The sequence below is a fragment of the Methylobacterium sp. GC_Met_3 genome, from assembly GCF_026540775.1.
In the GTDB taxonomy this organism is placed as follows: domain Bacteria; phylum Pseudomonadota; class Alphaproteobacteria; order Rhizobiales; family Beijerinckiaceae; genus Methylobacterium.
The window spans coordinates 1-17,012 of record NZ_JALNUL010000065.1 but is presented as its reverse complement, the minus strand read 5'-3'; the positions used below and the strand labels follow the sequence as shown (position 1 = coordinate 17,012).

At 61.6% G+C, this 17,012-nt stretch carries 13 protein-coding genes; 6 read left to right on the top strand and 7 right to left on the bottom strand.

Features of this window, described 5'->3' with window-relative positions; translation table 11 throughout:
- Positions 1 to 16: 16 nt before the first annotated feature.
- The 3 genes from OXS27_RS29175 to OXS27_RS29165 form a co-directional block, all read right to left on the bottom strand.
- Positions 17 to 568 carry a hypothetical protein gene (locus OXS27_RS29175; RefSeq protein ID WP_267360923.1) on the bottom strand — a complete coding sequence of 184 codons (552 nt, stop codon included), beginning with the start codon at positions 566 to 568 and terminating at the stop codon, positions 17 to 19.
- A 34-nt stretch (positions 569 to 602) separates the two neighbouring features.
- Positions 603 to 1,196 (bottom strand): recombinase family protein, encoded by a 594-nt coding sequence (locus OXS27_RS29170; RefSeq protein ID WP_267360921.1) that lies wholly within the window; start codon positions 1,194 to 1,196, stop codon positions 603 to 605.
- 710 nt (positions 1,197 to 1,906) lie between these two features.
- The gene (locus OXS27_RS29165) at positions 1,907 to 2,848 is read right to left on the bottom strand and encodes a LysR family transcriptional regulator (protein WP_267360919.1); all 942 of its coding nucleotides are present in this window, start codon (positions 2,846 to 2,848) and stop codon (positions 1,907 to 1,909) included.
- Between the two features lie 122 nt (positions 2,849 to 2,970).
- Between OXS27_RS29165 and OXS27_RS29160 the strand changes: the two genes are divergently transcribed.
- From OXS27_RS29160 to actP, 4 genes are all read left to right on the top strand, one after another.
- Entirely contained in the window at positions 2,971 to 3,954 is a 984-nt protein-coding gene (locus tag OXS27_RS29160) for a nitronate monooxygenase (protein ID WP_267360917.1), read from the top strand.
- A 39-nt stretch (positions 3,955 to 3,993) separates the two neighbouring features.
- Complete coding sequence (locus OXS27_RS29155; protein ID WP_267360915.1) at positions 3,994 to 4,383, top strand: tautomerase family protein; 390 nt, start codon at positions 3,994 to 3,996, stop codon at positions 4,381 to 4,383.
- Positions 4,384 to 4,544: 161 nt separating this feature from the next.
- Complete coding sequence (locus tag OXS27_RS29150; RefSeq protein WP_267360913.1) at positions 4,545 to 4,814, top strand: DUF485 domain-containing protein; 270 nt, start codon at positions 4,545 to 4,547, stop codon at positions 4,812 to 4,814.
- Positions 4,811 to 6,445, top strand: coding sequence for a cation/acetate symporter ActP (actP, locus tag OXS27_RS29145; RefSeq protein ID WP_267360911.1), 1,635 nt, complete (start codon positions 4,811 to 4,813; stop codon positions 6,443 to 6,445). Before OXS27_RS29150 ends, actP begins: the two co-directional genes overlap by 4 nt.
- A gap of 386 nt (positions 6,446 to 6,831) precedes the next feature.
- Here the strand turns inward: actP and OXS27_RS29140 are convergent, their stop codons facing one another.
- The 4 genes from OXS27_RS29140 to OXS27_RS29125 all read right to left on the bottom strand — a co-directional run bounded on the left by OXS27_RS29140 (position 6,832) and on the right by OXS27_RS29125 (position 10,826).
- Positions 6,832 to 8,211 carry an HD-GYP domain-containing protein gene (locus OXS27_RS29140; protein WP_267360909.1) on the bottom strand — a complete coding sequence of 460 codons (1,380 nt, stop codon included), beginning with the start codon at positions 8,209 to 8,211 and terminating at the stop codon, positions 6,832 to 6,834.
- Between the two features lie 550 nt (positions 8,212 to 8,761).
- On the bottom strand, positions 8,762 to 9,769 hold the full coding sequence (locus OXS27_RS29135; RefSeq protein ID WP_267360907.1) for a pilus assembly protein TadG-related protein: 1,008 nt from the start codon (positions 9,767 to 9,769) through the stop codon (positions 8,762 to 8,764).
- Positions 9,770 to 9,792: 23 nt separating this feature from the next.
- On the bottom strand, positions 9,793 to 10,329 hold the full coding sequence (locus OXS27_RS29130) for a TadE/TadG family type IV pilus assembly protein (protein ID WP_267360905.1): 537 nt from the start codon (positions 10,327 to 10,329) through the stop codon (positions 9,793 to 9,795).
- Positions 10,329 to 10,826 carry a TadE/TadG family type IV pilus assembly protein gene (locus tag OXS27_RS29125; RefSeq protein WP_267360903.1) on the bottom strand — a complete coding sequence of 166 codons (498 nt, stop codon included), beginning with the start codon at positions 10,824 to 10,826 and terminating at the stop codon, positions 10,329 to 10,331. The genes OXS27_RS29130 and OXS27_RS29125 overlap by 1 nt, the downstream gene beginning before the upstream one ends.
- 870 nt (positions 10,827 to 11,696) lie before the next feature.
- Between OXS27_RS29125 and OXS27_RS29120 the strand changes: the two genes are divergently transcribed.
- Positions 11,697 to 15,791 (top strand): hypothetical protein, encoded by a 4,095-nt coding sequence (locus OXS27_RS29120; RefSeq protein ID WP_267360901.1) that lies wholly within the window; start codon positions 11,697 to 11,699, stop codon positions 15,789 to 15,791.
- 152 nt (positions 15,792 to 15,943) lie between these two features.
- The gene (locus OXS27_RS29115; RefSeq protein ID WP_267360899.1) at positions 15,944 to 16,345 is read left to right on the top strand and encodes a hypothetical protein; all 402 of its coding nucleotides are present in this window, start codon (positions 15,944 to 15,946) and stop codon (positions 16,343 to 16,345) included.
- Positions 16,346 to 17,012 lie beyond the last annotated feature (667 nt).

Here is a 17,012-nt window from a genome sequence, read left to right as displayed (position 1 = left end):
GCCGCCATGACTGTGTTCAGACGCGTGCGAACAGATCCAGCTGCGTCACCGACATGCGAGCGGGTGACCGCGGGCGGAGAGCGGCCCGCAGCGACTTCGACATAGGAATGATCGGTAGGCCAGTCCCAGGTTTGCCATTGAGCACGGCACCGGCGATCCGGCAGCCGTCGCCGTGGTGGAATACGTTGGCGGTGTGAGACCCGGCCCGTAGGATCTCCTGCACCAGCACCTCGTCCACGCTCATTCCGGAAACAGCCATCAGCAGACACGGCAACCCCGCAGCCTCGACTTCAAACGACCGGAACTCTGCGGCGCGCTGTCTCCAAACTTGCCGCACGGCGCCGGCGCTGGTTTGGGCGAACGGGTTGGGTGCTGCTTGCGTCGCTGCGTCGCCGACGAAGGCTGCGATGATTTCACGGTCGGCGATGTGGTTGGCCATGAACAGTGAAGTGGCGAGCTGGCGTTGGCTGATCGGCCTTTCATTCACGTCGGCCGCCCCGTTCCTGTGAACCCCATCGCCTTTGCTCCATAACGGGAGAGCGGCAGCCGGATAGGGCGTGAAGGACACGCCGGAGCACTCCCGGTAGTTCCAGGTGAAGCGTTCACTGCTCCTCGGTCGCGCGCATCGCAGCCTGCACCCGCCGGATCGTGGCTCGACTGGCCTTGAGCTCGCGCGCGACCGCCGAGGCGCCCTGACCATCGCGTAGCCGTTGCTCAACTAGACGGCGTCGCTCTTCGCTGAGGCTTGCAGGACGTCCGATGGCTTTACCCTCGACGCGTGCTCGCGCCAGACCTGCCTGAGTTCGTTCGATCAGCAAGTCGCGCTCGAACTCGGCGACCGCGTTGATCACACCCATGGTGAGCTTGCCCGTCGAGCTGGTAAGATCGACGCCGCCGAGGGCGAGGCAGTGCACGCGCACACCGATCTTGTCTAGCTGCGCGACGGTCCCGCCAACATCCATCGCGTTGCGACCTAACCTATCGAGTTTGGTCACGATGAGAACATCACCGTCTTCGAGCCGATCGACAAGGCGGGTGAAGCCGCGCCGTTGTGAAGTAGCAACGCTCCCCGACACCGTCTCGGTGATCACTCGCTTGGCTTCGACCTGAAAACCGGCGGCCCGGATTTCCTCGCGCTGATTGTCGGTGGTTTGTCCGAGAGTAGACACTCGAAGGTAGGCGAACGTGCGCGGCATGGTCGAAGTCCGGCCGAAATGGTTGGCCGAAAATAAACTCCGGCCGAAACACACGCAAGGCTATGTTTCGTGCGGGTCTCCGCCGGTGGCCGAAACCGCTCGGTTCCGGCCAGCCATCCCAGTGGGCAGATCCTATGATCAAGGGTATCGGGGCGTAGGCTCCGGACGCACGTGAGCATCAACACGAGTACTGATAGGCGAGGTCTGGTAACGACATCCGGCCCATCCATCGCCTCGGCCAGCATGGTCGCCCACATGAACGACAGTCCGATGGAACAGGGGGTAAGACCCAGATCCGTGATCACCTTCTCAAAACCGCTCCTCATGATCGGCAAGGCGGCGTGAAACGCGTCGTAGTTCTGCACGTCGCTTCGGAGATAACAACGAAAGCCTCCTAACGGCTGAGATGGGCACCAAGCCGAATGTCCACTCCTGCCGGCGAAATCGATTTTTTATGACTTAGTCTGGCCGAAAGCCGCCGGTCAGCTTCTGGGGGGAGCGACCGAATAAGCGGACAGTCTCCTACCGACCCAGTGCTGAACCTGGGAGCGTCCGCTTCTAGGCTTTCAGTAAAGCAGGGGCCTACGACCGGAACGGATAGAAAGCATTCCTTAAAGCCGAACCTCTTGCACGTCCGCAAGAACCTCGAAGCGGACCATCAGAGGCGCCCTTCGCGTAGGCGTGGCTTACTGAACTGAGTCCAAGGAGGGTTACTTGGTCAGGAGGCTCGACACACCTTCAGTGCCCGTCGATGCATCGTCCCGAGGTAGCAGCGCAAATGCCGCGTAGGTGTGGTCCAGGAACCGCTCGAACGCTGCCGTCAGCAAACTGTCCTTGCGATAGACAAGCAGCGTCTGAACGCTGCCGGCACCATCCGGGAGTGCATGGATCGATATCCGCCCGGACCGCTGCATCGGTGCGGCGACGACGCGCGGGAGCAGCGACACGCCCATCCCCGCCTCGACGCAGCCGATGATCCCGTCCAGCGTGCCGAAATCCATCCGGCGGACATGCACCAAGCCGTGGGCCGCCAGAAGCCCTTCGAGGCGCAGCCGGTAAGAGCACCCGGTCTTGAACACCAGCACCCGCGCCTCGCGCTTGCTCGCCAGCAGGGCCAGTATCTCATCGTAGCTCTGGATCTTCGCTCCAGCCACGAGCACCAGCTCTTCTTCCAGCACCGGAATCGTCGCCAAATTGTCTTGGCTGATTGGTCCTGCGACGAAGGCTGCCTCAATCTTCCGGTCGAGGACGGACGCGATCAGCGCCTCGGTTGGTCCCAGTTCCAGTTCGATGTCCACCTCGGGATAATGAGCGGCATAGTCCGTCAGGAGGCGCGGCAGACGTAAAGCCGCGGTGGTCTCCATCGAACCGAGGCGCAGAAGACCCTGTGGCGTCTCGTCGGACAGCACCGCCTGCTCGGCATCGGCCAGCAGCCGACCGACCTGCATCGCATAGGGCAGCAGCCGCTCGCCGGCTCGGGTCAGGGTCACTCCTCGGGTGCCACGGTAGAACAGCTTGATGTGCAGCGCCTGTTCGAGAGCACGGATACGTCCGGTGACGTTGGACTGCACGGTGTTGAGAGCTGCGGCCGCTCGGCCAATCCCACCAGCTTCGGCCACTGCCGCGAAAAACATCAGGTCGGTGCTGTTCATGGCATCGCCATCCGAGATGGGGGTCATCTGAACTAATCATTATACCTGATTGATAGGGTTCGCTACAGGAACGACCCGGCTGGTGGTTGGCGCCGAGAGAGGTGCCGAGCCCGGGGGCGATCATGGCACTACGGACCCGACTGACGGATACCTTCGGGATCAAGCATCCCATCGTGCTGGCGCCTATGGACCCTGCCGCGGGTGGCGCACTGGCCGCAGCGGTCAGCGCCGCGGGCGGCCTGGGCATGATCGGGCACGGCTACGGTGACCCGGAGATCCTGGAGCGAGAAATCCTCTTGGCCGGCAATCAGCGGGTCGGTTGCGGGTTTATCACGTGGTCAATGGCGAAGAACCCGGCGCTGCTGGACACAGCCCTTTCACACAAACCGGCGGCAATGATGCTGTCGTTCGCCGATCCGGCCCCGTTTGCTGAGAAAATTCAAGCTGCCGGCATCCCCCTGATTTGTCAGGTCCACAACCTCGAACATGCGCGCCGGGCTATCGATGTCGGGGCCGCCGTGCTGGTGGCACAGGGGACCGACGCCGGGGGGCATGGACTGACCACCCGCGGCACCATCTCGCTTGTGCCTAGTGTGGTAGATCTGGTTGCGCGCGAACGACCTGAGGTGCTGGTGCTAGCCGCTGGCGGTATAGCCGACGGGCGCGGGATCGCCGCCGCATTGATGCTGGGCGCTGATGGCGCCCTGCTCGGCACCCGGTTCTGGGCAACACAGGAAGCCTTGATCCATCCCAGTGCCAAGGCGCGCGTGCTCTCCGCCACAGGCGATGAGACGGTGCGCACCTCCGTCTACGACATCGCGCGTCATCGCGAATGGCCAGTCGAGTACACCGGTCGGCTGATGCGCAACACCTTCATCGAGACCTGGCACGGCCGCGAGGATGAGTTGCGCGCGCTCAAGGGCGAGCAGCGCAAAACGGTCGAAGAGGCCGACCGGAACGGCGACTACGACACTGCAAACGTAACCGTGGGTGAGGCCATCGGCCTGATCCAGGATCTGCCACCGGCCGGCGAGCTGGTCGCGCGCCTCGCAGCGGATACGGAGGCGCGGTTGATCGGCGTCACGCGGACCGTCGTCACCGCCTGATAAAACCCCTTGACGACCCAAGAGCATCCGAGAGGACCCATGCCCCTTCTTCGCTTCGATCTCGTCGAAGGCCGTAGCGCCGAGGAGCTGCAGACGCTGCTCGATGCTGCCCACGACGCCATGCTGGACGCTTTTAAGGTACCGCCCGGCGACCGCTACCAGATCGTGCACGAGCACCCGGCCACGCACATGATCGTAGAGGACACGGGGCTCGGCATTCCCCGGACCGACAAACGAGTAGTGCTGCAGGTGACCACCCGGCCCCGTAGCCGTGAGATGAAGCAAGCCTTCTACCGGCTGCTCTGCGAGTACCTGCAGGAACGGTGTGGGGTCGAGCCCACCGATGTGGTCGTCTCGATGGTCAGCAACACCGACGACGACTGGTCGTTTGGTCACGGTCGCGCCCAGTTCTTGACCGGCGAACTCTGAACGTTTCTCAAATTGATAACGTGCTCCACGTAGGATGTGTCCTGCGTGGTCGCTTGCGTTTGAAGATGATAAGCGATAAAAAATAGTAAATAGTGAGTTTTAGTTTGGCACGATAAGTGCTCGAGGCGTCAAGATCATTAGAATGATCGGAGGCGCAAGCAATGAATACGACGTTAATAGCTGCTCATTCACAGGCCAGGAGCACCCTGGCCCTTGGGGTTACGTTCACCGTGATCCTGGTCGGTGCATACTTCGGGTTCGTCGTCATGTGTGCGTTTGCCCCGGGCCTGCTCGCGCAGCCGGTGCTCGCCGGTGGCACGGTGACGTGGGCTTTCGCCTACGGTCTGTTCGTCATCGTGCTCGGCGTCGTGCTGACGGGTCTGTACGTGTTCACGGCCAACCGGGCCGACATGCAACGAGCGGGGGTATGAGCGTGATTGCCTTTCACCGCATCACCGCGCTGGGAATGCTCATCGGCGCTAGCACCCTGCTCGCCATGCCGGCTCAAGCAGCAACGGGCGACACCTCCGGCATCAATTTGACCGCGATTGGCCTGTTCCTAGCCTTCGTTGCGCTCACGCTGTGGATCACTTGGCAGGCCGCTAAGCGCACCAAGACGGCCGATGACTTCTACGCCGCCGGTGGCAACGTGACTGGCTTCCAGAACGGCCTTGCCATTGCCGGCGACGCGATGTCGGCAGGGGCTTTCCTAGGGCTCACGGCCCTGGTGTTCACCTCGGGCTTCGACGGCCTGACCTACGCCATCGGCTATACCACCGGCATGCCCATCGTGGTGTTCCTGCTGGCCGAGCGCCTACGCAAGCTCGGCCGATACACGTTCACCGACGTGGTGTGCACCAGGCTGGCCGAGCGGCCGGTCCGGGTGTTCGCGGCCTGCGCCTCTCTCGTCGTGGTGGCCTTCTACCTGATCGCCCAGATGGTCGGTGTCGGCCAGCTGATCCAGCTGCTGTTCGGCCTCGACTACCTCTACGCCGAGTTCCTCGTCGGTGTGCTAATGGTCTGCTACGTCATGTTCGGCGGCATGGTGGCGACAACCTGGGTGCAGATCATCAAGGCGGCCCTGCTGCTGGCTGGTGCCACGCTGATCGTGGTGTTGGTGCTGGCCACTTACGGGTTCGATTACGGTGCCCTGTTGGCCCGCGCGACCGCCGTCCATCCGAAGGGGGCGGCAATCCTCGCCCCGCAGGCCGCTCCCAAGGATCCGCTCTCGGCCCTATCGTTGGGTCTGGCGCTGATGTTCGGGACGGCGGGCTTGCCGCACATCCTGATGCGCTTCTTCACGGTGCCGGATGTCCGCGCGGCGCGCGTGTCGGTGTTCTGGGCGGCGACGTTCATGAACATCTTCTACGCCTTGGTGTTTGTCCTCGGGTTCGGAGCCCTGACCCTGACCGCCGGCAATCCGGCCTACGTCGATGCGGCGGGCGCGTTGCGCGGCGGTGGCAATATGGCGGCTATCCACCTCAGTCACGCGGTGGGCGGCAATGCCATGATGGGCTTCATCTCGGCGGTGGCCTTCGCGACTATCCTCGCGGTGGTCTCCGGCCTGACACTGGCCGGTGCATCGGCGGTCAGTCACGACCTCTATGCGGGTGTGATCCGGCGCGGGAAGATCGACGAGAAGAGCGAGGTGCGGATCTCGCGCATCGCGACCCTGGTGCTAGGCTTGGTGGCAATTGGACTGGGCATCGCCTTCAGGACCCAGAACGTCGCCTACATGGTCAGCCTGGCCTTCGCGATCGCCTGCTCCTCGACGTTCCCAGTCCTAATCCTGGCGCTGTACTGGCGTGGGCTAACGACCCTGGGTGCGGTCACCGGCGGCACTGTCGGCCTATTGAGCGCGCTCGGCTTGACCGTGCTTGGACCAGCGGTGTGGGTGAAGGTGCTGGGCCACGCGGTCCCGGTATTCCCGATGGATCCACCGACGCTGGTGACCCTGCCGCTCGCGTTCGTGACGTGCTGGGCGGTCTCGCTCCTGGACCGCAGTGTGCAGGGTCAGCATGATCGTGCTCAGTTCGCAGCTCAGCAGCAGCTTGTGGCGTGAAGACCGAACACCATTGATACGAGCAGCCGGCCTCCTCTGCGAAGGAAGTCGGCTGCCAAGGCATTTCCCGCTCATTACATGTGAACATGTCACAACGGGAAAAGATGGCTGATGCACCAAGTGCAAAGCTTCGAGCCGGCAATCTGTGAGACTGAAAGCGGACGTTCCCAGGAGCCGCAAAGGGTCGAGAGCAGGCTCGCCGACGATGTCCGCTTCCATGCATCGCCGCCCCAAAGCGGACCGGCAGAAATCCACCCAAACCAGCCTCTCAGGGCGCAGGTCTGTGAGTCTGGAACTGGCCGTAAGCTGCCCGTCCGCTTCGGAGACTAACTGCCAAAAAAGCGGCCGATCTCTTGGAGTGTCCGGTAGTCGGCCGGCAGCCTGGCTCACGCCGCCCGAGCGAGATCCCCCTCGATCCTAGCCAAAGCTCGCTCTAACGCCGCGAAGCAGGCCGGGTCGAACGCCATGCCAAGATCGGCGCGCAAGATACCGAGCGCTTTCTCAATCGGCATGGCCGCCCGGTAGGGCCGATCGGCGGTCAATGCGTCGAACACGTCGGCCACCGAGACGATGCGGGTCTCCGGTGCGATCGCGTCGCCCTTCAGCCCGCGCGGATAGCCCTTGCCGTCCAGCCGCTCGTGGTGGCCGCCGCCGATACTCGCCATCTCATGGAACACCGCCACCCGGGTCAAAATAGTCTCGGACAGGGATGCATGATTGCGCATATCGCGCCACTCCGCATCATCCAGCTTGCCGTTCTTGTCGAGGATGGTGTTCGAGACGCCAAGCTTGCCGACATCGTGCAGGAGCGCGGCCCGCTTGAGCCAGCGGCGCCGCTCCGCAGTATAGTCGAGCTCGGCTGCAATCATATCGGCGTAGACCGCAACCCGTTCCGAATGGCCGGACGTGAATGGGCTCTTGGCGTCAATGATCTGGGCGAAGGCCCGAGCGATATCGTCGAGGTAGTCCTCGTCCACGACGATCGGGCTGCTTGGCGCCAGTGCGAACACTGTCGCCTCAACCTCGTCCGAGGCAAGGATCTCCCAGAAGCCAGGTTCGGCCGCGACCCTCTCGAAGCAGGCAACCACCTGGGGATCGAACCATGTGCCAGACCGTGCCTGCACCTCAGCGATCGCGGCCGCAGGGCCCGCCGCGGTGTGGAACACATCCACCACTTGGGCCAGCAGCGCCACGCGCGCGTAGAGCGGGATCGCAGAGCCGTTCAGCCGGTCCGGTCGGCCGCTGCCGTTCCAGTGTTCGTCTAGCGCGTGGATGGCGTCGCAGACACTTGCCGGGAAACGAAGCTGACGAGCGATCTCAGCACCGCGCTGACACCGGGTCTGGATGAGATCGTCGACGATGGCTCCGCCGTTTTGGAGAATGTTGAGCACTGCGCGAAAACGTTCAGCCAGACCTGCCTTGAGCCCTGTGTGAGAGAAGACGAAACCCAGCACCTTCGGCAGGCTGTCGCTTACCGATTTGAAGTCGCGTTTGAAGCCGAGATCATCGGACAAGTAGAGTTCGCAGATGCGTGCGGCATTGCTGGAGCACCCGAGGTCCTTAAGCATCACTGTGTGGTAGAGTTCCCAGAGCTGTAGGTCGGGCAAACTCATTTGCCGGCCGATGTGAAAGCCGATCCAAGTCGCGCGCACGCAATGCCCGACGGGTTGCCCCTCCGTCAGATCGAGGGCGTGACTCAGGGCGCCGAGGATTTCCGAGAACCGTACCAGCCTGGTCTCATCGTCACCACCCGCTGTGATCTGCATCGTCGTAGCCTAGCTTTGTGCCCTCTAAGTTGCATTACTATCTACCGATCTTACTAAAATAATGCTTACCTCTTGCCGACTTGGCGGATGTATTTTATCTTGATTGTCGTTTAATCCACTAATTAAGGACGTGGAATCGCCAATTCATGGGAAACGATATTACCCGTTCACTTAATAATGTTAGTCTTAAATTGTACGTGTAATAAAGACGCTCATTCCTCTTCAGGATCATCAATAACTCGAGGCTTTTATCGCCGATTAGGGTCTTTTATAACTGCTCACGACCGCCATGTGGATGATTTATATATACATAAGTCCACAGGTGCAGTACTAGAGTGTATTTTGCAGCGGCGTCGGCAATCCGCCTGCTTAACGGATAAGAAAGTCGTAGGACAGATGTCTGCTTCAGTTGATGAGCGCATGGAAGTGTTGCTCTTTCAGAGACTCTGTGTGAGATTAGTTGCAGGCATGACTAAAAAACTCCATGAGTACCGCGCTATCAATAAGCTGCAAAACAAATACGGATGAAATACAGTTCAACCGGCCCACCTCACTTTGTAAGAATCACATTTGACTGAGTGGATCCAGCGGTTCCCGGACAGGAAATCGTCATAACAGCGTCGTTGTAGTCCTTGTCATCAACCAGGCCACCCATATCGTTCCAGTAGTATGTGATTGTCTTTCCGCGCGCCTGCGAGCAATTGATGGTTGCATAACTGGGCAGTGACGAAAAGCAAGATCCGCTTTTGACGGTGCTGGAGCTGCCAGAAACGACTGTTTGCAAGCTACAGTTTTGCGTCACCCAATAATAAGCTTGCGAACTCGGCGGCATCAAATGCGAATAAAACCAATGCGTCGTCCCTTGAAAGCCAAAGTACCCGTTGATGCCGTAGGGAATGATCCCTCCAGTGACGTTCTTTAATGCAAGGCCGATTTGCTGCCCTGGCGTGACTACCACGCTGACGGATTTTCCGGAGCTGCTACTCGTGTTACTGAAGAGTAAATTCAAAGCGGAACTGCTCGGCGTACCGCCGCTAGAAGGAACAATATAATAATATATAGCATCTGCATCTGCCGCGTTGCTGGCAAACTTGGAAAGAGTAAAGTACACTGTAGTAGTTGGATTTTGCGCTGTCGCTGTCACTTTGACCGGCGTCGAACTCGTCACCATCTTCATAAGCGTAGTTGGCATGGCCGATGTTGCTGTGACGGTCATCGCGTAGAGCGTCGCGCTGCCGCTCGTCGTCGTGCTCGGCGTCGCATTATACGTCACGCCGCTATTCGCTGTAAGCTTGGCGATCGCGCCGGCCATGTAATTCTGAGCCACTGTTGTGGCAGTCGAACTCGCCGAAGACGACGTGTAGGCGGTTGCCCCCGCCAGCGCGGCTGAGTCCACCGCGGCTTGGAGTTGAGCGCGGAGATCCACAGCCCGCATCAGGTCGAGACCAGCGCCTGCGAGAAGCAGGAGAGGGATCGCTGCCATGGCAACCCATAGGGCGAAGACGCCACGGAGATCACGGCGGAAATCTTTGACCAGAACATGCAGGTTGGTACGCATACAGATCGTCCCGAACAAGAATGTCAGCTGCTGTAGGTCACGGCCGTCCCATTACGGGGTCGGGCTAGAGCGAAGCCGGTCAACGAGAAGCTTGACCCCAGTGGGAAGGAGACCGGCAGGCTCAATGTGTAGGTGGCGCAAACCACGATCGTGCTATCGCCGCTGGACGAAACGACGCTCTTGGCGAGCGTTGCGGCGGTGCTGATGGTCGAGACGCTGCCGCAGGTTGTGTCAGTCCAGTCGATTGCCGGCCCAGAGGTCGCGCTCGAGTAGCTGACACTGGCCACCGAGACTTTGAGCGTCGTGCTAGGTAAGGGCTGGATCGACAGCTTCCCAGCCGTGCAAAAGTCGCTGATTACGGTCGTGCTCACACTGTTCTGCTGCGAGACGAGGTCGGCGAGATTGCGGGCAGCCGCGACAGTAAGCATCTTGGCGCGCGCCAGTAGGAAGCACTGCACGCTGCCAAGGCAGGCTGTGAGCATGAAAGGTAGGACCAACGCGAACTCGACTGCGCCCACCCCGCGCTTATCCCGGTAAAATCGTCGCAGCGACGCGCGCATCAATAGCTCTCGTTCTGAAAAGCGAGCGTTGTCATGATAAGGATGTTGCCGCCAAAACCTGTCGCCTTCAGGAACGAGGAAAAAAAGGCTGGCTTGCTGTAAGCAACCTGCACCAGCATGTCAGATCCAGAGCTGCCGATGGTGAATCCGGTACTTGGCAAAGTGCCGGTGCTGGAAACGGCCACATAGCTCAAACTTGAAAAACTCGTGCCGGATTGAACATTGTAAGTGATGCTGGCGCATGGGATGGCGGGGGCTTTGGCGCAGATAGCCGCCCTAAAGGTCGCCTCCGTCGCTGAGCCGGTTCGGATCAGCCGGCTGGCATCGCGCGTTGCGTTGTCTAGGCTACTCTCCATCAACAGGCAGAGCCCGACCTCGGTCCACGCGCACATGATCAGCAGGAACACGGGGGCGAGCAGCGCGAACTCGATGGCCATAGCGCCGCGTCGATCGCGCAGAAGCAAAGAGAAGGTTCGAGCGGATTTGTAGGCAGGCATCAAGGGTTACCGAGAGCGACACCAGCGCTGCGGAAATCTCAAGCTCCACCTTTGATTGCAAACAAAAGTTGCAAAATCCTGAATGCGCTCGCGTCGGTTGCGCGAGCGCAATGCCTGGACGTGGGCGTAGAACCTCGGATTCTTTGGAACTCCGTCGAGGGCGACGGTTCGCGCGCTCATAGCGCCCAATAAGCGCCTCGTGTGAATTCTGTAGCCGCATTTATTGATCACTAGCAGCAGATCCGAGCATAGCCTCAAGCCGAAGGCGTTGAGATGTGTCACAACTTCGTCGATGCGGGCAGGCGCCGCGCGTCGAGGAACCTCAGCTGCCTGCCCGTCCGTTCGATTAGCCTCCGCACTACCCCCGGGATCGGGCTCATCAGGGCAACGTCGAGATGGCAGAGATCAGTTGTTCCGCGAGCAATCGCTCAACCCAGAAATCGACTGCGCAGCGTGCAAAATCGGAACGCAAGCGCCCTCCACCTTTCGCCATCTTGGCGCCCTGCCGAGAGAGGTAGGTGCAAAGCCAGACTTGCCTTCGCAGCAGTACATCTTAGCGAAAGAACATGCTGCATTGAGGCTCTCGAAAATCAAGCGTTAACCTAGTGTAAAGCTCCTTGCCACAACCATTGATAGCATTGCTCGTTTGCTGACGCTTGTTAGCCACGTAGCTGACTGCCAAAAAACTCATCATCTGCAACGGTTAGCGCTGCGACGGCCGGTTGCCTGCGGTAAGCGCGCTGAACATGCCCCGCTTCCGAGAAGTTGCAGAAGACGGCCGATGAATTAACATTCAGGTTGCGAATGGCAACCAATTATTAATTACCGTAGGTTGTATTAGATATCGTAACCGCCGCACTGGTTGTAACGATGAACACCATTGTTGGAATTCGACCGGATCAAAACAATTCTGCGCTTCGATCCCGCAGCCGAGCAAGGTGGCTGACTGCTCTCGCGTTATCCTCGACAAGCCTGATCACTCTTCTCGATGTGAGCGATGCGCGTGCCCAATCCAGTCCGCTGATCAACGTCTGTGCTGGTCTGGGAGTGACGCTACCGCATCTTCAGACCGCCAGCCCAGTTACCTCATCCTTCAGCCTCGTGAATGGCCTGACCGGCACGCTCAACGGTTTGGTCGATGGCATCAACCAAGGTGTGGTTGCCCCCCTCTCCGACGTTACGCTTCGGGTCGGCGTTTTGGATACGAACGGCAACCTCGTCAGCGTTGCCAGTCCCGGCGGGTGCAATCTGGGTGCATCGAGCCTGACGCTTGACACCAGCAAAGGTCTCTCGCTCGGAGGCGGCCGGATCAGCGGCCTTGGAAGTCTCACCGGAGCAGCCGCGACGGCTGGGGACGTGTCAGCAATTGCGCTTGGGACCGGAAGTCAAACGGCGGTCGGCAGCACCGACGCCGTGGCACTCGGATCGCTGGCCTCGGCAAGCGGCAACAGCTCTATCGCGATCGGCTTGCGGGGGAGCGTCAGCAACACGGACGCGGTCGCCATCGGTACCGATGCGAGTGCCGTTGCCAGCGCAGGATTGAGCCTCGGTGCACGCAGCACAACCACAGTGGCGGGCGCTGTCGCACTCGGCAGCGGTGCGGTAGCCGACCGCGCTGGTCTGAGTGGTGGGCAGGAGTCCTTTAGCGGGGCGACCGTCGCGTCGAGTGTCGGCGCCGTCTCCGTGGGCGCCGCGGGTTCCGAGCGGCAGATCACCAACGTCGCCGGCGGCACGCAGCCGACCGATGCCGTCAACCTGCGTCAGCTTTCGGCCGTCGGCGGCACTCTGGCCGCGGGCATCGGAGGAGGAGCCAGGTTCGATGCAACTACTGGCATCTTCACGGCGCCTAACTTCAGCATCCAGGGGAGTAGCTATAACACCGTCGGCGGTGCCCTGGGTGCTCTCGATGTCCGGCTGACGGCAAACGGCGCAGCTGTCGCCACAGCGACGACTGATCTGCAGCAACTGCAAAACCAGGTTGCGGCTCTTCCGAACCTGACACAGCAAGATGCGATCACTCGGACGATCTCGGTCGGGAAGAGCACCGACGGAGGCTTGGTCAGCATCTCGGGCTCAGCCGGCGATCGACGGCTCACTGGAGTGAGCGCCGGCACCAGCGCCAATGATGCTGTCAATCTAGGTCAGCTGCGCAGTGCCAGTTCTACGGTTGCCGCCTCACTCGGTGCGGGGGCTGGTTTCAATCCTACGACAGGAGTTTACCAGGGGCCGAACTATACCGTGGCCGGGACTTCCTACGCCACCGTCGACCGCGCCATTGGGGCGCTCGACACCCTGTCGGTGCAGTACGTGCCCGGTGCAGCAGGGGCAGCCACGAACGTAGTTGATTTCACTAAGGGCGGCGCTCTCGGTGCCGTGACGCTGCGCGGCGTCGCGCCAGGCTCACTCGCGGTAGGCTCGACCGAGGCTGTAAATGGCAGCCAGCTCTACAGTACCAACCAGCAGCTCGCGACCACCACGGCCAACATCTCCGTCCTGCAGAACGCGTTCAGCACGAGCGCGATCGGGATGCTGGCGCAGGATCCGGTCACCCGCACGATCACGATCGGGGCGGCTACCAACGGCACCTTGCTCAATGTCGGTGGGACGGCGGGCGATCGACGTGTTACCGGCGTCGCAACAGGAACCAACGCCAACGACGCGGTCAACGTCAGTCAGTTGAGCGCCGCCCTGACGAATGTGTCCGGCAGCGCAGCGGCCTTAGCGACGAACAACCAAGCCGGATCCGCTCTCCCGTCTGCGACTGGCGCCGACGCTGTGGCGGTCGGATACGGCGCCTCCGCAACGGCATCCCGTTCGGTGGCCATCGGCAGCGGGTCCGTTGCCACAGAAGCCGACACGTTCTCTGTCGGTGCGGTTGGAGCGGAGCGCCGCGTGGTCAACGTGGCGAACGGTACATTGGCTTCCGGGTCGACCGATGCCGTCAACGGCGGGCAGCTCTACACGACCAATCAGCAGGTGGCCTCGGTGTCGAGCACGCTTGTGGGGCTACGCAGCAGCCTTGACGATGGCACCATCGGCCTGGTCCAGCAGCAGCCGTCGACCCGCACTCTCACGATTGGTACGGCGACAAATGGGACTGTCCTCGACGTGAGTGGCACGGCGGGCAATCGCCAGGTCACCGGTGTGGCGGCGGCCACTACAGGCAGCGAGGCCGTCAACCTCGATCAGCTAAACGCGGCGGTGACCGGACTCGGTACGCAGGCTTCGAACTTGCCTGTGGCTGCCAGCAACCAGGCAACTCTCGGAGCGCCCATCGCTTCCGGCCACGATGCCGTCGCCATCGGTTATGGGGCATCCGCGACGGCAGCCCGCTCTATCGCGATCGGGAGCGGATCGGTCGCGGATCAGACGGACACGCTCTCCGTGGGTGCGGCCGGCGCGGAGCGGCGCATCGTCAACGTTGCGGCCGGTGCGGTGTCCACCGGCTCGACGGATGCCGTAAACGGAGGCCAACTGTTCAGCGCCACTACACAAGTTGCCAATGCGCTCGGCGGTGGCGCACGCATCAGCGGCCAGACCGGAGCCTGGACGGGGCCGACCTACACCATCCGCGGCAGCAACTATTCCGATGTCGGGAGCGCCCTGAGCGCGGTGGACGCGGTCCTAGGCCGGGATGGCGGACAGATCACCGCCGTCACGCAGCAGATCGCGACCCTGCAGACCGGCGGGGGCGCCCCGCTTGTCCAGCAGACGAGCACCGGCGGCGCTGTGAACATCGCCAACCAGGTCGGTGGCAACGTGATCAACATGGCCGGAACCGACGGTGCACGCACGATCAGCGGCGTTGCGACCGGGCAAGTGGCGAGCGACGCCGTCAACCTCGGCCAGCTCAACGCAGCGGCGCAGACGCTCGACGCCAAGCTGCAGGATTTCCCCGTGCGCGCCAACAACACACGCGGTGCGGCGCGGCCTGTGGCGTCTGGCACGGACGCTTATGCCAGCGGCTACGGCGCCGCGGCGGTGGGATCGGCGAGCGTCGCGATCGGCTCATCTGCGACAGCACAGGGGAGCAACACCACCGCGATCGGATACAACAGTGTCGCTGCAGGTGACCGCAGCACGGCGACCGGGGCCACCAGCACCGCCAGTGGTACCGACAGCTCGGCCTACGGCCAAGGCAGCCAAGCGACAGCTTCGTCGGCCACGGCGATCGGCGCCGGCTCTCAGGCCGCCTACGCGGGTGCAACGGCGATTGGCTATGGAGCGACAGCCATCGCCGACCCAACCACGGCGGTCGGCTATAAGGCTACAGCCAGCGGCAACGAGGCTTCGGCCTTCGGCGCCTTTGCCAGCGCGACGGCGGAGAACGCCACGGCCCTCGGGCGCTCGGCCACCGCGAGAGGGACTGGCGCGACGGCTGTGGGCGTTGGCGCAGGTGCCCAGGGCGCGGACTCAGTCGCCATTGGGCACGGAGCCCAGGCCGCGCACGACAACGCAGTTGCTCTCGGGGCAGGCGTGGCGACGACGCGGGCCAATCAAGTGGCGATCGGCGCCTCCAGCCAGACCTACACCCTGGCGGGCCTCACCTCGGCTCAGAGCGCCGCTATGCAAACGGGTCCGACCGGCTTTGTGACGACCGACGCGAGCGGGAACCTCGCCACGTCGAGCTTTGGACCTTCTAGCATTGACGCGATCAGCGGTCGGCTCGGCACCCTGGAAGGCGATGTCGCTGGGCTACAGGCCGCCACGCTCCAGCTCCAGCGCGATGTGCGTAGCGCCTTCCAGGGCACTGCCATCGCGCTCGCGCTATCGGGTGCAGTCTTGCCGGAGGGCAAAGCGTACGCGGTCTCGGCCAATTTCGGCACGTATCGGGGACAGGGCGCCTTTGGGGCCGCTGGGATAGCGCGGATCAGCGACAACCTTTACGCCTCGGGCGGCGTCGGCTTCGCCACAAACGGCCCGAGCAACATAGGTGGGCGTGGAGGTATTACCGTGGCTTGGTAACGTAACGGCTGCCTTTGTGCAGGAGAATGGGCACGGCACCGATCCCCGCCAGACCGGGATAAGATCTGGCGGCGGGGCTTGTCGCTCAATTCATGCGTTTGCGCCGCTGCTAAATTTCCCACCGGGTAAGCCAGCCTTCCGAACTCCCGCGGTTGTCAGACTTCCATCATTTGCATGGGCTTACAACCATTCGCGACAACTTTCAGTTTGCTGCTACGATCCTCACGATCCTCACGATTCGTTGCGCAGGACTCATGATGGCTAAAAAAAGCGATGCCCCGCCCCGGGCCAATACAGATATACCCGACCCTAAAAACGTCCCGGTCACGCATGTCACGGCAGCGGTGATTAATATCGCCAAAGGTCAGATGATCTTTCTGAACTTGCTAACTGATCGAATGGCAGTAGGACTGGATGGCAGTACTCGGTCCGATTTGATCATCGCTGCGCGGCTTCGGTTCGATCTCGACGTAGCACTCCACATCCGAGATCAGCTCGACATGCACATCATTGGGCTTACCAACGCCCAGCCACCAGATCAGAAGATGAACTGACACTTTCATCAGTACACCTTCTGTCGAAGCTGCTAGGCTGCCGCCTTGCTCATCCCGGAGCCGACGAGCTGGCCGAACCAACTGGTCGCCGACGATGCACCGGAGCGGCTCAAGGGTGAGGGTGGCGGAAGGGCCTTCGCACTGCTCTGACCGCCGCCCGGTGCATCCTATCGAATTAACCTGACCCACCAAACTGGTCCGCGCTGAGCGCGAGTTTTTTGAGCATCCTGAAACCGCTCGATGCTGCAGGATGTACTCAAGAGAAAGTGGTGGGGCCCGCCGCTCGCCGCGAGGTCGCCGGCCACCTGCAGGTGGCCAAAGGCTTGAGCGGCCGTCAGCAGCGATCTGCCGTGCCTCACCATTTCGGATTTAACCGAGCAGGAGTGGGCGACGTGGCTCATCGCTGACAACGGAGACTTGTGCGCGCTCTACAACCTAGTCCGACGCGGGATTGCAATTAAGGGTTGTGAAATCTATTAGGGAATAACTGCGCTTATGGTTGCGTCCGCTAACGCTCGGCAGCTGTGCTGCTGACCCATCTCCGTGTTGAAAGCTATCTTTTGATGACCGCTCCAAGCAATTCGAAGCTGGCAACCAACGCTGACCGTAAAATTGGCAGCCGCATTGCGATGCTGCGCGCGGCGCAGGGTTTGAGCCAGTCTGCACT

Coding starts and splice junctions, on each gene's coding strand:
- OXS27_RS29140 (WP_267360909.1), bottom strand. CDS start 8,211: ATGCAGATCACAGCGGGTGGTGACGATGAGACCAGGCTGGTACGGTTC.
- actP (WP_267360911.1), top strand. CDS start 4,811: ATGAGCGTGATTGCCTTTCACCGCATCACCGCGCTGGGAATGCTCATC.
- OXS27_RS29135 (WP_267360907.1), bottom strand. CDS start 9,769: ATGCGTACCAACCTGCATGTTCTGGTCAAAGATTTCCGCCGTGATCTC.
- OXS27_RS29120 (WP_267360901.1), top strand. CDS start 11,697: ATGAACACCATTGTTGGAATTCGACCGGATCAAAACAATTCTGCGCTT.
- OXS27_RS29170 (WP_267360921.1), bottom strand. CDS start 1,196: ATGCCGCGCACGTTCGCCTACCTTCGAGTGTCTACTCTCGGACAAACC.
- OXS27_RS29150 (WP_267360913.1), top strand. CDS start 4,545: ATGAATACGACGTTAATAGCTGCTCATTCACAGGCCAGGAGCACCCTG.
- OXS27_RS29165 (WP_267360919.1), bottom strand. CDS start 2,848: ATGAACAGCACCGACCTGATGTTTTTCGCGGCAGTGGCCGAAGCTGGT.
- OXS27_RS29155 (WP_267360915.1), top strand. CDS start 3,994: ATGCCCCTTCTTCGCTTCGATCTCGTCGAAGGCCGTAGCGCCGAGGAG.
- OXS27_RS29160 (WP_267360917.1), top strand. CDS start 2,971: ATGGCACTACGGACCCGACTGACGGATACCTTCGGGATCAAGCATCCC.
- OXS27_RS29125 (WP_267360903.1), bottom strand. CDS start 10,826: ATGCCTGCCTACAAATCCGCTCGAACCTTCTCTTTGCTTCTGCGCGAT.
- OXS27_RS29130 (WP_267360905.1), bottom strand. CDS start 10,329: ATGCGCGCGTCGCTGCGACGATTTTACCGGGATAAGCGCGGGGTGGGC.